Source organism: Coleofasciculus sp. E1-EBD-02 (assembly GCF_040218245.1).
Classification (GTDB): Bacteria; Cyanobacteriota; Cyanobacteriia; order Cyanobacteriales; family Coleofasciculaceae; genus Coleofasciculus.
The window spans coordinates 14,409-29,452 of record NZ_JAVJQN010000112.1; the positions used below are offsets into that span (position 1 = coordinate 14,409).

General features: G+C 46.5%; 13 protein-coding genes. 8 read left to right on the forward strand and 5 right to left on the reverse strand.

Translation table 11 applies throughout. The features are described from left to right. Window position 1 precedes the first annotated feature (1 nt). The gene (locus RIC07_RS18165) at window positions 2-1,591 is read left to right on the forward strand and encodes a hybrid sensor histidine kinase/response regulator (protein ID WP_446395764.1); all 1,590 of its coding nucleotides are present in this window, start codon (window positions 2-4) and stop codon (window positions 1,589-1,591) included. 451 nt (window positions 1,592-2,042) lie between these two features. After that, window positions 2,043-3,788, forward strand: coding sequence for an EamA family transporter (locus tag RIC07_RS18170; protein WP_446395765.1), 1,746 nt, complete (start codon window positions 2,043-2,045; stop codon window positions 3,786-3,788). A gap of 237 nt (window positions 3,789-4,025) precedes the next feature. Here the strand turns inward: RIC07_RS18170 and RIC07_RS18175 are convergent, their stop codons facing one another. The 3 genes from RIC07_RS18175 to remA all read right to left on the reverse strand — a co-directional run bounded on the left by RIC07_RS18175 (window position 4,026) and on the right by remA (window position 6,266). Continuing rightward, a complete protein-coding gene (locus RIC07_RS18175; protein ID WP_446395766.1) occupies window positions 4,026-5,012 on the reverse strand; it encodes a GGDEF domain-containing protein in 987 nt (328 codons plus the stop codon). Window positions 5,013-5,432: 420 nt separating this feature from the next. Then, on the reverse strand, window positions 5,433-5,984 hold the full coding sequence (gmk, locus tag RIC07_RS18180) for a guanylate kinase (RefSeq protein WP_446395767.1): 552 nt from the start codon (window positions 5,982-5,984) through the stop codon (window positions 5,433-5,435). A gap of 15 nt (window positions 5,985-5,999) precedes the next feature. Then, complete coding sequence (gene remA, locus RIC07_RS18185) at window positions 6,000-6,266, reverse strand: extracellular matrix/biofilm regulator RemA (RefSeq protein WP_446378804.1); 267 nt, start codon at window positions 6,264-6,266, stop codon at window positions 6,000-6,002. 245 nt (window positions 6,267-6,511) lie between these two features. Here remA and RIC07_RS18190 point away from each other — a divergent pair, with 245 nt between their 5' ends. Then, window positions 6,512-8,425 carry an Rqc2 family fibronectin-binding protein gene (locus tag RIC07_RS18190; protein ID WP_446395768.1) on the forward strand — a complete coding sequence of 638 codons (1,914 nt, stop codon included), beginning with the start codon at window positions 6,512-6,514 and terminating at the stop codon, window positions 8,423-8,425. A 384-nt stretch (window positions 8,426-8,809) separates the two neighbouring features. Here the strand turns inward: RIC07_RS18190 and rsmI are convergent, their stop codons facing one another. Beyond that, window positions 8,810-9,646, reverse strand: coding sequence for a 16S rRNA (cytidine(1402)-2'-O)-methyltransferase (rsmI, locus tag RIC07_RS18195; RefSeq protein ID WP_446395769.1), 837 nt, complete (start codon window positions 9,644-9,646; stop codon window positions 8,810-8,812). A 182-nt stretch (window positions 9,647-9,828) separates the two neighbouring features. Here rsmI and RIC07_RS18200 point away from each other — a divergent pair, with 182 nt between their 5' ends. Then, window positions 9,829-10,578 (forward strand): hypothetical protein, encoded by a 750-nt coding sequence (locus RIC07_RS18200; protein ID WP_446395770.1) that lies wholly within the window; start codon window positions 9,829-9,831, stop codon window positions 10,576-10,578. A gap of 15 nt (window positions 10,579-10,593) precedes the next feature. Continuing rightward, on the forward strand, window positions 10,594-11,055 hold the full coding sequence (locus RIC07_RS18205; protein WP_446395771.1) for a type II toxin-antitoxin system VapC family toxin: 462 nt from the start codon (window positions 10,594-10,596) through the stop codon (window positions 11,053-11,055). Between the two features lie 436 nt (window positions 11,056-11,491). On the opposite strand, the gene hemC is transcribed toward RIC07_RS18205, so the two are convergent. After that, window positions 11,492-12,457 (reverse strand): hydroxymethylbilane synthase, encoded by a 966-nt coding sequence (gene hemC, locus RIC07_RS18210; RefSeq protein ID WP_446395772.1) that lies wholly within the window; start codon window positions 12,455-12,457, stop codon window positions 11,492-11,494. A gap of 159 nt (window positions 12,458-12,616) precedes the next feature. On the opposite strand from hemC, the gene RIC07_RS18215 reads away from it, so the two are divergent. The 3 genes from RIC07_RS18215 to RIC07_RS18225 all read left to right on the forward strand — a co-directional run bounded on the left by RIC07_RS18215 (window position 12,617) and on the right by RIC07_RS18225 (window position 14,825). Next, window positions 12,617-13,234 carry a class II aldolase/adducin family protein gene (locus tag RIC07_RS18215; protein ID WP_446395773.1) on the forward strand — a complete coding sequence of 206 codons (618 nt, stop codon included), beginning with the start codon at window positions 12,617-12,619 and terminating at the stop codon, window positions 13,232-13,234. A 17-nt stretch (window positions 13,235-13,251) separates the two neighbouring features. Continuing rightward, window positions 13,252-13,389: a hypothetical protein gene (locus RIC07_RS18220; RefSeq protein WP_446395774.1), complete on the forward strand. Its 138-nt coding sequence runs from the start codon at window positions 13,252-13,254 to the stop codon at window positions 13,387-13,389. 455 nt (window positions 13,390-13,844) lie between these two features. Further along, on the forward strand, window positions 13,845-14,825 hold the full coding sequence (locus RIC07_RS18225) for a cysteine peptidase family C39 domain-containing protein (protein WP_446395775.1): 981 nt from the start codon (window positions 13,845-13,847) through the stop codon (window positions 14,823-14,825). Window positions 14,826-15,044 lie beyond the last annotated feature (219 nt).

Below are 15,044 nucleotides of genomic sequence, written 5' to 3' on the forward strand. Positions count from 1 at the left end.
GATGTTAACCGCAACAGGGAATGATCCTCAAAAATCGCCACTGATCCTCGTTGCTGATGACGATCGCTTCACACGAGTGATGTTGCGTCAACTGCTGGAAAAAGAGGGATATCAGGTGATCGAGGCAGAAAATGGAGAGAAATGTTTAGCGGCGTATCAGCAGTACCAGCCGGATATGGTGCTGTTGGATGCGTTGATGCCGGTGATGGATGGTTTCATCTGTTGCCAAAAACTACAAGCTTTGACACAGACTTCTGAAAAAAAGAGCGATCGCGCGTTGGTGGGTATCCCTGTACTGATGATTACCGGGCTTGAGGATCAAAAGTCCATTGATTCAGCATTTGCTGCTGGCGCGATCGATTATGTAACCAAACCCCTGCATGTCCCCGTCTTACTCCAGCGTATTCGCCGTCTCCTCGCCGCAAGTTGGGCAGAAAAGGCATTGCGACGCAGCGAACAACAATATCGATCCGTCGTAGAAAATATCAAAGACGTTATTTTTCAAATTGATGCCGATGGTAACTGGGAATTTCTCAGTCCAGCTTGGACAAAATTGATGGGGTTTACTCTAAAAGAAACCTTAGGAACTCATTTTCTTACGTGTGTTCATCCTGATGATTGCCAACTCCAGAAAGAATTATGGCAATCTATCATGACCGGGAAAAAAGACTGTTTTCAACGGGAGATTCGATACGTCACCAAAACCGGAGAAACTCGTTGGCTAGAAATTCATGCCCATGCCTCACAGGTCGCTAACGGTAAATTTACGGGTCTTTCCGGTATTTTGCAAGATATCACAGAGCGTATCTATGCCGCTGCCTTAGAAAAAGAAAAAATCCGGCTAGAAACGGAAATAATTGAACGCCAGCGCAGCGAGGCGATGATTCGCCAAGCCTTAGAGAAAGAGAAAGAACTGGGTGAATTGAAATCTCACATCATTACCACCATTTCCCATGAATTCCGGACTCCCCTAACCACGATTCAATCCTCTAGTGAATTATTGAAACTCTACGATAAAAAATTAACCGAGGACAAAAAGCTAAAACATTTCCAAAAAATTGGCTTGTGTGTCGAACATATTACCCAACTCCTAAATGATGTGATTCTGATTGGTCAATCGGAAGCCGGACAAATGAATTTTAATCCTATTTCCCTGGAGGTAGCAGATTTATGTCGTGACCTGATCGAGGGATTCAAAAGTAATCTAGATCCGCGTTATACCCTCAACGTTTTTATTGCAGAACCTCCCATCAAAGGGTTATTCGACGAGGCTATGTTACGGAAATTACTCAATCACTTACTCTCCAATGCTGTCAAATATTCCCCCAAAGGAGGAACGATTACCTTCCAGTTAGGCTGTAACTCAGATTATGTAACCTTCCAGATTCAAGATGAAGGAATTGGCATTCCAGACATGGATCAATCCCGATTATTTGAATCGTTTTACCGGGGGAGTAATATTAACACCATTGGCGGCACTGGATTAGGACTCGCCATTGTCAAAAAATATGTGGACTTACATCGTGGTCAAATCCAAATTGAGAGTGAAGTCGGCGTCGGCACAACTGTTACTATTACCCTACCTACTTAGGGGCTGCTGAATAAGTGTTGTGGTGAGGGGGAGCTGGGGAAGCTGGGGGAGCGGAGGAAGCTGGGGAAGCTGGGGAAGCTGGGGAAGCTGGGGGAGAGTGTGTAGGGGCGGGTTTCACTACTATCGTTTGAAATGGTGCGTTACGCTTCGCTAACGCACCCTACACCCGCCTCGACTTTACGTAGCTTGCTTCTCGCTTGCGCGAGTATGACGAAGGACAAAGGACAAATGACAATCCCCACCGTTAACTTTAATTGTCCCCACCTACTGAGCGCTCAGACTTCGGCGAGCGCTCAGTCGAGCCGTCGAACGCTGACGCTCACCGGAAGCTTCACAGTCAATCAAAGATTCGACCGTGAGGCTTCTTACCGATTATGCTAAAATTCAACATCCGACTCAAAGCAGTGAACTTAATTACTGTAAGGCATAGACTAACCGAGTGGTATTGGAAATGGGGCAACTAGACAATCAACCGGACAACGGGGAGAATCGAGAACAACAAGCTGCCGATCTCTTGCAATCCATGACCGAGAGTATTGAGGGCATAGAGACATTGCGTCACAGTCTCATCACCCAGTTTACTCAGGAGATTGAACAGCTACAACAAGAGAAAGCCCAATTAAGCGAGGAAATTAAAACGCTGCACGATCAACGACAGCAGCACTTGACTCAACCGCCAGCACTGACGTCTGAGATTACCCCAGCCTTCGCCAACCAATTGCAGGACTTACTTAGCCAGCAACTCCAACAACTTGCCCAATCCTCAGAAAGACTATCCGTTGATCAGACGATGGGAAATCATCAGCAAACTATCCAGGAATTAGTGGCTTCCTTAGATAACACGCTGAGAACTACATTTAGAACCCTGCAACAGGATCTGAATAGCTATCAAAGCTCAATGTCTCAACAGTTGAGCCAGATGTACAGTCTCCAGGAACAAGCCGAGGTGATTCTAGAGACACTGGTGAATCGACTCAAAGCTGAAATTCCTCCCCCATCCTCTACCTCTGAACCCCGTTCTCAAATTCCTCCCGCCGCCCCTCATCCGCTAACGTTACCAGCGCCGGATCAGAATGGATCTTCTCCTCGTTCCAATCAGGGAGAAATCGTCAGATCGCCTGCTGAATCACCTTTACCTGTTGTTCCACCTACCCAGTTTCAAAGACGCCCGCAAAAACAATCCACGGGGAAACAGCTAGTTGGGTTAGTGCTGGTGTTGTTATCGTTGCTAGCTATAGCATTTGAAAACGTTTTTGTCAATATTATTTTTAATGCCACAGCGATTCCCGACCCTTCGGGAACAGCAAAGGGATTCCCAGTAGGGGCTTGGTTACCAAGCCCCTACGGTGGTTTTTGGATGCCGACGTTAGGGAATACCTTACTGGTACTATGGTCACGGATGTTGGTCGTTGTACCGATGGCGGCAATCTTGAGTCGGGGATTTTATCGGGGGGTGTGGCGAGATATTCAACAGGTTGTGCGATCGCGCAATTGGGGTTTATTCGGTACTCTCCTATGTAGCGGGTTTTTCCTATTCTTATCCAAAGTATTGCTGTATTGGGCATTAGGAATCATTGCGCCCGGTGTGGCTGTCATTGTTTTCTTTATCTATCCCATCGTGCTATTACTTTTAAGCGATCGCTTTAATCGATGGAGTCACTTCATTCCCTTCGCTATGGTAATTGCTGGGTTTGTGCTGACGACTCTACCCAGTGGTAGCGGGGAACTGTCACCATTCGGCGTTACCCTGGCATCAGGGGCGGCGATCGCCTTTGCCCTACATTTAATGCTGATGCAAAACATGGCAAAACAGCTTCATCCCATGCCAATTCTGTTGCTGAACTTAGCCATCGTTCTGATATTTTCTGCCTTGGGTGTAATGATATCTTTCCCAGCATCCTGGGGTGTAGTATTTGCGCCGAGTTTAAGTTCAAATCTAGTAATTAGTGGTCTGGTTTTAGGCGGTGTTACTCTAATTAGTTATGTCTGCAACACCATGGGAATTGCCAGAAGTGGTGCAGCTAGCGCTTCGGTTTTGGGGGCTACGTTACCGATTTTAACCGCACTCTTGGCTTGGATTCTAATTCAAAGTCCATTAACGGTTCCTCAAGTCGTGGGTATGGTGCTAGTCACGTTAGGAGTAGCAGCTTTAACCATTGTGCGCTCGCGTTATCCCAGAAGCAGGGGAACAATGTAGAGACGTATCATGCTAAGTAGGTGGGGACAATTAAAGTTAACGGTGGGGATCGTCATTCGTCATTCGTCATTCGTCATTTGTCATTTGTCATTCGTCATTCGTCATTCGTCATTCGTCATTCGTCATTTGTAAAGGTTTGAGGCTTGTTAACATAACTTAATAGGGTTGAGTTCATTTGCACCAACCTACTTACACCCAACACCCGACACCCGACACCCGACACCCGACACCCGACACCTAAGACGCTATGACAATGCGATCGCGTCCTCCAGCAATTGCCGAATTCAGGGCGATCTGAGCCGCTTGTAGCACTTCCTTTGCCGTCTTACCATGTTCAGCAAAACTGGCTATCCCCGCAGAAATGGTCAGAGAACCCAGGGATTGACCGCGATAGTCTAAGCTGAGTTGCTCAATCCTCTGTCGCAGTTGTTCGGCGCGTCGTTGGGTGACGGGTAACGCGGCTTCTGGTAAGAGTAGGAGAAATTGTTGACCACCATAACGACAGGCAATATCAGACGCCCGAACTTGGCTGGGTAATAAAAACCCAATCTCGCGCAACAGCAAATCAGCTACAGATTTGCCAAATCGCTGATTTAACTGTTCCATCTCATCAATTTCCAATAAGATTACCCCGATAGGCTTGGGTTGACGTTGAGACTTGCGGATTTCTCGTTCAAAGCATTCTTCCAGGTAACGTCGGTTATAAAGTTTCGTCAGCGGATCTCGAAACGTCTGAGTTTTCAGCGTTTCTCGCAGTTTTAAGTTAGCTAATGCCAAGCCAATATGCTTCGCCACCTTCTCTGCTGACTGTCGAGTTTGGGCAATTCGCCCCCGTTGGAGTGAACTGACAGACAACAAACCCACGGTGTCTCCATGGGCAATCATGGGAACACAAAAAGTTTCCACGGCGGGAGAATTAGCGCGAATATGCTGGCAGTTTAAACAATACTGGGTGTCATCCACCAAATTAGCCTGTCCGCGTCGTAATGCTAGGCATTCGTGGGGCGAAAAGACCGAATCGCTCGTCAACGGGACAGAACCCCACGTCGCGATCGCCTCCAGTAAGTTTTTTGAGGAGTTCATGACAAAAATCGCGCCAATTTCATCAGGAAAGAGGTGTTGGACTAAGGGTTCAATGGTTTTACATGCCTCTTCCACCGAATAACTGGATTGAAGTGAATCAATCAATTGTTCGAGTACAGGGGTATTTAATTGACTTTGCATGCTTACCTGCGGTTTTCAAAGGTGAGAGATTATGGTGATGCCCCTGATATCGGTTCTTCCATACTGGCATTGTTATTTGTCATTCGTCATTTGTCATTTGTCATTTGTCCTTGGTCATTCGTCCTACTCGCGCAAGCGAGAAGCAAGCTACGTAAAGTCGGGGCGGGTGTAGGGTGCGTTCCCGTTCGCGAAGCGTTCCCGTTCGCGAAGCGTTCCCGAAGGGTAGGGTAGGGTAGGGTAGGGTAGGGTAGGGTAGCGTAGCGTAACGCACCATTTCAAACGATAGGGTGTAGGGTGCGTTAGCAAAGCGTAACGCACCATTTCAAACTGTGGGGTGGGGACATTCCCATCTCCCCTATCTTCCCCATCTTCCCTATCTCCCAGACTTTCCACCGGAACGTCTCTACAACCCCATCTCCCTCAAAAAATTGCTGCTTCTAGCTTCGATAGCGCCTCTTCTAGATTGTCATTGACAATTTGCAGATCAAATTCATCCGCCGCCTCGATTTCAGCTTTGGCTCGTTCTAGGCGTCGCGCGATCGCGTCCTCACTATCCTTACCCCTCCCCCGAATGCGCTGTTCGAGTTCCGCCATATTGGGGGGCAGAATAAAGATACGCAAGGCGGTGGTAAAGGTTTGTTGAATTTGCCTTGCTCCCTCCAGTTCAATTTCTAAAAGGACAGACTCACCCCGTTGAATATGCTGTTCTACGGGTTTGCGGGGTGTACCATAATAATTTCCCGCATACTCTGCCCATTCCAATAACTCATTGGCGCTGACCATCTCCTGAAACGTATCCTGGCTGACAAAATAATAATGTTGTCCCTCCACTTCACCAGGGCGGGGTTGACGGGTGGTGGTGGAAATCGATAGGTACAGTTGCGGATGTCTAGTCAAGAGTAAACGGACTAGAGTTCCTTTCCCCACGCCACTTGGACCCGTTATTACAATAAGTCTGCCTGGTTTGATCATCGGTTACTTGTCGAGTTAATTGGTACTGGTTGCTCCCTCTTTGCCAATGACAAAGCGATGAGCAACCGTTTCTGGCTGAATCGCTGATAAAATGACATGGCTAGAATCGGTAATAATGACAGCTCGAGTGCGCCGCCCATACGTTGCATCAACCAGTTGTCCGCGATCGCGAGCATCTGTAATGATACGCTTAATCGGGGCAGACTCTGGAGAAACGATTGCCACGACACGGTTTGCCGAAACAATGTTACCAAAACCGATATTGATCAGTTGAATGTCCATGAAAAATTAACGGCAAAAGCCGCTTGAGGAGCGATTACGAGGGATTTGATTTCAATGTTATCTACAAAAATTTAGGCTTACAAGGTTAAATCACACAGAAAACCTGACTTTTCGGGTTGACGCTAAAAAAAGAGTAGATTTGCTTGCCATAAATGCGGCTTACTTGTCATCGACTATTGAGTAGATAGTCAGACGACAACGGACACCAATTTATACCAGACACCGTTACACCCCATCACGAAGACATGCAACAGGTTGACTTTACGACCTTGACAGCCGCTTGTGCAGAGTTACAAGCTGGTTGGATACCAGGACGACTGGAAAAGGTTTATCAGCGCGATCGCTTTACTATTGCTCTATGCTTACGAACGCTTCAGGGTAGAGGATGGCTGACGCTGGCTTGGCATCCCCAAGCCGCCCGAATTTGCTTGGCTGATCCGCCGCCTCGCCTACCGGATACGTTTACATTTAGTGACCAACTTCGACATCAGTTAAATGGGTTGGCGCTAGTCGGGATTCAGTTCATTGCTCCTTGGGAGAGGGTGTTAGACTTGCAATTTGCCCGACGCCCCGGAGATCCGATTCTCTGGCATCTGTATGTGGAAATTATGGGTAAATATAGTAACGTTATTCTGACAGATGATAAAAATATCATTGTCACCGCCGCCCATCAGGTTAGCTCCCAACAATCGAGCGTCCGTCCGATTCAAACCGGTCAGCCTTACGAACATCCGCCAGCATTGTTGGGGGATTTACCCAATTTAAGTGAGTCCCAGGAGCGTTGGCAAGAACGAGTTAGCTTAGTTCCCGGAGCGTTAAAACGGCAATTACTTAAAACTTATCGGGGATTAAGTCCCGCCTTGGTGCGTTCCATGATCCAAACGGCTGATTTAGATCCCAACCAATCCACAGACACGTTAAAGACAGAAGATTGGCAACGGCTATTTCAGCGCTGGCAAGAATGGCTGTGGGTGCTGGAGAATTGGGGATCACAGGTGCAGGGGAGCCGAGGTGCAGAGGCGTCAGGGCGTCAAGTTGTAGGGGCGGGTTTTACGGATAACGTTTTGGAGAAAACTGATAACTTAACTAAACCCGCCCTTGTTGGGGAAGCTGGGGGAGAATTTTCCCAATCCCCAATCCCCAATCCCCAATCCCCTCCATTACAACCGGGTTGGACAGAGGATGGATATAATGTGCTGGGTTGGGGTGTGATTAAACCTGCCCCAAATGTCCAGGTTTTACTGCATCATTACTATACTGACCAACTGAATCGACAAGAGTTTAGCCGACTGCATAACCAATTGACTCAGAAAGTCAACAATTTTTTAGTGCGATCGCGCTCCAAGGCGTTAGGCTTTGAACAACGGTTACAGCAATCGGAACAGGCGGATGAGTATCGTCAACAGGCTGACTTATTGATGGCGCATCTGCAAGATTGGCAACCGGGAATGAACCAGATAACGGTTCTGGATTTTGAAACCAATCAACCGTTGACGATTTCCCTCGATCCCGACAAAAATGCCGTTCAAAACGCTCAAGCCCTCTATAAACGCCATCAAAAGCTGAAACGGGCGCGTCTGGCGGTTGTACCGTTACTGCAAGAGGTGCAAGGGGAAGTTGAGTATTTGGAACAGGTTGAGGCGTCTTTAATTCAGATTGATCGCTACACCACGCCGGAAGATTTGCAGGCGTTACAGGAAATCCGCGAGGAGTTGATTGGGCAAGGGTATTTGGATGTTCGAGATCAACGCAGTCGGGATGTCACCGAAGCCTCGGAACCGTACCGCTACCGCACGCCCAGTGGGTTTGAATTGTTAATTGGTCGTAACAATCGCCAAAATGACCAGCTCACGTTTCGCACGGCTGGGGATTATGACCTATGGTTTCATACCCAAGAGATTGCTGGGAGTCATGTTTTATTACGGTTAGATCCGGGGGCGGTGGCGGATGAGGCGGATCTCCAGTTTGCGGCTGACTTAGCTGCCCATTATAGTCGAGGTCGTCAAAGTGATGTGGTGCCTGTGGTGTATACTGAGCCGAAGTATGTTTATAAGCCCAAAGGCGCTAAACCGGGAATGGCGATTTACAAGCGAGAACGGATATTGTGGGGGCGTCCTCAACAGGCTGAACACTATCGGACGGCAGATATTTCTGGTTAAGAATGTAAAGTTTGATAAAAAACGTATTCTCTGTTACGATAAAAACATGAAGAAATCTTAAGCTGTGCGCTTGGGAACGGGCAGCAGATTTCCTCCAAGAACAACAACGACATCTGTAGCACAAGAAAGACCATCTGTCAAGTTGATGGTCTTTTTCAGTTATTGGTCATTGGTCATTGGTCATTGGTCATTGGTCATTCGTCCTTCGTCATTGGTCATTGGTCATTCGTCCTTCGTCCTTCGTCATTCGTCCTTCGTCTGATATACCGTAGGGTGGGTTTCGACTTCGCAAGGGCCCACCAGTCTTAATTCAGCGCCAAGAAGAGGGCGGGTTTCGTTGTCTGGTTTAAAGTGTGTCTGTTCATTGAATCCCTAAACCCGCCCCTACGGTATCTCGGTTAACGATAGTGCCATTTGGTAAAGGTGGCGTCGCGGCAGATTAGTGAGATGAGATAATTGACGGGCGGCTTGCGATCGCGAAAGTCCTTGGTTAATCAGTTGGCTGAGTTCCGCTTTGAGGGCGGCTTCAGAGAGGACAGGGGTTTCAGGGGGTGCGCCTGCGAGGACAAGAGTAAATTCACCTTTGGGTTCGTGGTCAGTGTAATATGCGATCGCGTCTTCAATGGTGCCTCGCCAGAATTGTTCGTGTAATTTGGTTAACTCCCGCGCAAGGACGATTTGACGGGAAGGACTAAAGATGTTGGCGAAATCTTGTAGGGTTTGCTGGAGACGGTAGGGCGATTCATAAAAAATTAACGTTCTCGATTCAGCCGCTAACACCTCTAATCGTTGTTGGCGTTCTTGTCCACTAGCAGGTAAAAAGCCTTCAAACACAAATCGGTCTGTGGGGAGTCCAGAGGCGCTGAGGGCGGTAATTCCCGCCGTAGCACCGGGGATGGGGATCACTGTAATTCCGGCTTCTATTGCCCCCTGGACGAGTTCATAACCGGGGTCAGATATACTCGGCATTCCCGCATCCGTAACCAGGGCGATAGTTTTTCCCGCCGTTAACCGATTTAGCAATTCGGGTAGGCGCTGCTGGCGATTGTGCTGGTGGTAGCTGATTTGGTTGGTTTTAATTTGAAAATGCTGCAACAGTTTTCCCGTGTGGCGGGTATCTTCGGCGGCGATAGTATCGACTGTTTGTAAGATGCGTACCGCCCGGAAGGTCATATCTTCTAGGTTGCCAATTGGCGTCCCGACAACATACAGTGTCCCCATTGGTCTAATGTAATACCTGCTGACTTTGTTACTCTAGCTCGTTTTAGCGTGGGATTCTCATATCTTCGGACTTACGCCAATTTTAATGATAATGTCCTCACCGTCTACAACCCAGGACAAGGCATAATAGCAGTAGAGTTTATCTCTCAACCTTCTTTAGTCCATAGCTAAGGAATCTGATTATGCATATAGCAACAGAAAATTCAATCCGATCACTTTCAACGTTACTCTCAAATAAGAGCGACAACCTTGTTAATGGTTTAGCTACAGCCAAGCTAGCATTAGAACAGTTGTCTAAATCTGGCACAGGGCAATTATCTAGAGAGGAAATCAGAGATGACTTGATCAAGCTTGTAGAAACTTCGGAGCATATAAAGTCAACTGATAATCTAGCCGAAAAGACGAAATTTTTATTTTCTGAGTATAAACCTCTCTCTAAACACCTCAGAACTAAATACAGTGATTTATTGCCCAGCAGAGTTGTCAAAAAACTGGAAGCTGAGGACAAATATATGGAGGGATTTAAAGAACTGGTCATTACTCAGGTCTATATGCTTCAGGCTTTTTCTGACGAAAATCCAGTCGATAAAGCTGGGGAACTAAACACGGGAATGGTTAAATTATCAAACGTATTAGAACAGTACATTTTTTTCTTTCCTGAGCAGTTGATTGAGAGCATCAAAACGATAGCACTTGAATTTCTGGCAGATCCAACTCTTCAGCCTGAGCAACCAGGTCTTTTACCAGAACTTGTCAATTATCTCACCGCTCTTAAGCATACCTCAAGAGGTTTACTATGGCAGCTTGAGAATTACCAAAAGCATAAAAAAAACACAGTTGGAGAGTTATTAAATTGGCTTGACAGCGCACCAACCTGGAAGGGAGATGATTTGGATGAGTGTTTGGAATATGTCAATATAACGAGAAAGTAGTCAGGTAAAATTATTGTGTATCTGTTAGACACAAATCACTGTAGCTTTGTGTTTGCTCAAAGAGATGCTCAGGTGATTCAAAAACTAGAGTCACTGATTGTAGACACGGAAATATCTATAAATACAATCATCTATGGCGAACTAATGACAATGGTTGAGAAGTCTCAAAGAAGACAAGAAAATCTCGCTTTGCTTGATGAATTTGTAAAACAATTAAATATTTATCCCATAGATCAAGAAACATCTAGGATTTATGGTAGGTTTTATGCTGAAATATTTAATAAATTTGCCCCGAAAGATAAGGCAAAGCGCAGAAAGTATGACATCAAGGATGCAGGTGTGCGAATTAACGATTTATGGATAGCCTGCACAGCCATACAACATAATTTGATCATTGTTTCAGAAGATAGGGATTTCAGAGTGATGAATCAAGTCAGAAATCTGAAACTAGAATGCTGGAAGGCGAATGTATCCTGATAAACACTGTAGGGGCGCACTGATGTGCGCCCGATTTAACAGTATAGCAACCGCCACAACGGTTAGGACACGCTTACGTGCATCGACACAATAAGCGGCATTCATCTGATGTCCTGATGACCCTGGCGACTGCTATAAAATCCATTCCATTATTTTAGCTTTCCTGTGGAACGTCTTCTAATGTATCAGATAATAGGGTACGGCAGTGCCGTACCCCTACCACAGCCTAGGGATAATTTATTTGGTAGGGGCACGATATTATCGTGCCCTAATCTTGTTAAACTTGTCTATATTAATATTAATTGTAAAGGGCGACCCGATCAATTTAAATGGACACAGTTGTTGATTTGTGCAAGCGGGTCGCCCCTACATGAGAATTAACACGAAGCTTATATTTAAATTTTGGGGGGAGGGCGCACGTCTGTGCGCCCCTACCTTATCGCTGAATTTGAGCGAAGATTTCGTCTAATATTTCTTGCGCCCCTTGCTGACGTAATAGTTGAGCCAGTTCAACCCCTAAGGCTTCCGCCTCAGTCACCTCCCCGGTCACGGTATCTTTAATTAAGCTTGTCCCATCTAAACGGGCAACCATACCTGTGAGAATCAGATTATTTCCCTTGATCTCTGTATTTACGCCAATGGGGACTTGACAACCGCCTTCGAGTTCTCGTAAAAATGCCCGTTCTGCATAACACCGTTGTGCGGTTGGGGAATGTTCAATGGCTTTGAGTACATCCAAGATTTCTGGATCATCCCCCCGACATTCTATGCCCAACGCCCCTTGTCCAACGGCATGAAGGGAAATCTCCGAGGGTATAACTTGGTGGATGCGATCGCTCATATCCAATCGTTTTAACCCGGCGGCGGCTAAAATCAAAGCGTCAAACTCTCCAGCATCCAGTTTTCCGAGTCGGGTATTCAGATTTCCGCGAATATCTTTAAACGTGAAATGGGGGAAGTGGTAGCGCAATTGTGCCAAACGCCGCAGGGATGAGGTGCCAATCACCGCACCTTCGGGAAGGGTATCCAGTTGCTTACCTTGGTGCTTGGCGTGAAGTACCAATGCGTCGGCGGGGTTTTCGCGTTCCGTGACACACCCCAACACTAATCCTTCTGGTAACGCAGTGGGCAAATCCTTGAGGGAATGCACCGCTAAATCAATCTCCTGATTCAGCATCCCTACTTCCAATTCCTTGGTAAAGAGTCCCTTATCACCAATCTTGGAGAGTGCCACATCCAAGATTTTATCCCCGTGGGTACTCATCGTCTGGACTTCAAAGTCCCGATCCGGGTAGTGTTTTTGTAGTTGTTCCTGTACCCAATAGGTTTGCACCAAAGCCAATTGGCTTTTGCGGGAACCGATACGAATCGTGCGAGCAGGACTGGTAACAGTGGAGGACATAGAGCGATCGCGTCAAACAAATATAAAGAGTCACCTACTCTAGACTACCGCAGTTTGGTCATTCGTTCTTTGTCCTTTGTCACTCTTCCCTATTCCCTGTTCCCCGTTCCCCTTCCCCTGTTCCCTCTTCATTACCAATAACGATAGGAATAAAAGACTATGATCGATGAAGGTTACGTTAAGTATCAATGCCATTGGATTGAAACCAAACCACTCCCCTATAAACAGATTGCCGAACTTAATCAATGGCGCGATAAGCTCTATCAATTGCATCTAATCGGCATGTATGAAAATGGGATTGGTTTTGGTAATCTCAGTATTCGTTATACGCCCTCCGGTGAGTTTATCATCTCTGGCACAAAAACAGGCAGTCTTCCCCGATTAACAGAACACCACTATACTATTGTCACCGATTTTGATTTAGACCAGAATTCCTTAACCTGCACCGGACCCATCCAAGCCTCATCGGAAGCGTTAACTCATGCCACTCTCTATGCTGCAAATCCGACAATTAACGCAATTATTCACGTTCACAATCTCTCCCTGTGGCAGCAGTTAATCAACCAAGTCCCCACCACCGCCCAAGATTGTCCCTACGGCACTCCGGAAATGGCACGAGAAATTCTCCGATTATTTGACCAAGAGAATCTGATGGCAAAAAAGATTCTGGTAATGGCGGGACATGAAGAAGGAATTATTACCTTTGGCGAAACCTTAGATGAAGCTGGGACTATACTTTTGAACTACTACAATGGAAAAGTCATAAGTATGCCCTAGAACGCAGTGAAGGGTCAATGGTAGGGGCAGGTTTAGCCATAATTGTAGGGGCGAGTTTAGCCATAATTGTAGGGGCGGGTTTAGCCATAATTGTAGGGGCGGGTTTAGCCATAATTGTAGGGGCGGGTTTAGCCACTAACTTAGCTTGTCACTGATAAATGAACAACAAAACCCGCCCTCCCCACCGATAAATGAACAACAAAACCCGCCCTCCCCACCGATAAATGAACAACTCATATCGTTGTAGGTTGGGTTTCGTCAACCCAACAGAATCTCAGGCTAAAGCCCTTACTACGAACCTGCATAACCCCAACTCGGCTAGAGATATATCGCAGTAGCCTCCACTCGCCACGGATTTACTATCCCATACAGCAGCTTTCTTTGGTGAGTGCGATCGCACCCTATAGCCATCCTATTCGAGTTGGGAGTTAGATTCCCCACAAGTCGGGATTCTCAGCCTGACGAATCCGGGTTAATTCCTATAGGTAAACCACTCAAATTTTGCGCCATTATGTACTAATGTAACAGAGAGTGGGCAAGAAATCCAAAGGTTGAAACGCTTCCAATTTTTGGGTTCAAAACAATCAAAGCTGCTGTTGTTGAAACAACCATGAACAGTCTATTCAAACTTCCGCTTAAACCGCATATCACATTACCTCAACTTTTCCTCACGGCTTATATCCTAGGGGTTTCCCTAACCCTTTGGGCAATGCGATCGCACTATCTCATCCTGTTTATTACCCTGTTTTGCCTGATTCCTCTCAGTAGCGGTGCAATTGTAGGAAATCGTTTAGCCGCCCAAATCACTCTCTCTAACAACCCAAAGAATTACCGCCGCAAGATTAATCGCATGTTTCTCGCGATCGCGGCAATTGCAACGTTGATTATTCTCGGTGTACAGTTCAATGTTTACCGCATTCTACCCTTAATTGTCCGCTTATATCTAGGTGCTTATCATAAACCCATTATCCTGGCGTTGGGATGCTTAACATTAGGGCTAGTCGTATCAATTGAGTTGTCTGGACAACGTTCTCGCCGACGGTTACGTCTGCTGCTGGGAGTCGTTGTAGGAATGATGCTACCCTTGATGATTATTCTGTATTACACATTACCCATTACGGGGATGGCAAGTGAACCGTTAGTCATTGAAGGAGTGGTTCTCCAAACCACATCTCACACTTGCGCCCCAGCCAGTATCGCTACATTAGCCCGATTGGTGGGATTAGATCCAAATTTATCGGAACGGGATGTAGTCCAACTCACCCATACGACACGAAAAGGAACTTACTCATTAGGTTCAATTCGGGCAATGGAAACGCTGGGTTTAGCGCCGAACTATCAAAGGGGTTTAACAATTGATGATTTAATTGCGGCGGATCAACCGGCTGTACTGACAGTCAAAGAACCTGTAGATGGCGTAATATTTAACCATGCCGTCGCCCTATTATCTATTAATACACAATCACAAACAGTAACCATTGGTAATCCGCTTTATGGGCGTCAAGTCCTGACGTTTGATCAGATGAAAGGCTATTGGATAGGTCAAGCTATATTTGTTACCTATCCACCCAAGCTAAAACACACCTTTTAAGATGGCGATCTGTGAGTAGGTTGGGTTTCGACTTCGCAAGGGCCCAACAGAGTACTAGCTTATGTTGGTCTCGTTCCTCGACCCAACCTACCTCTGGACAAGAATTGTAGTCGGTTTTAACCGACTTAAGCTATAAGCCAAGAACTTGAGTTCTTGGCGGCTGAGTTGGACTGGCATAATAAATTAGAATATCTTAACAATCGACTTGAGGATAAACCG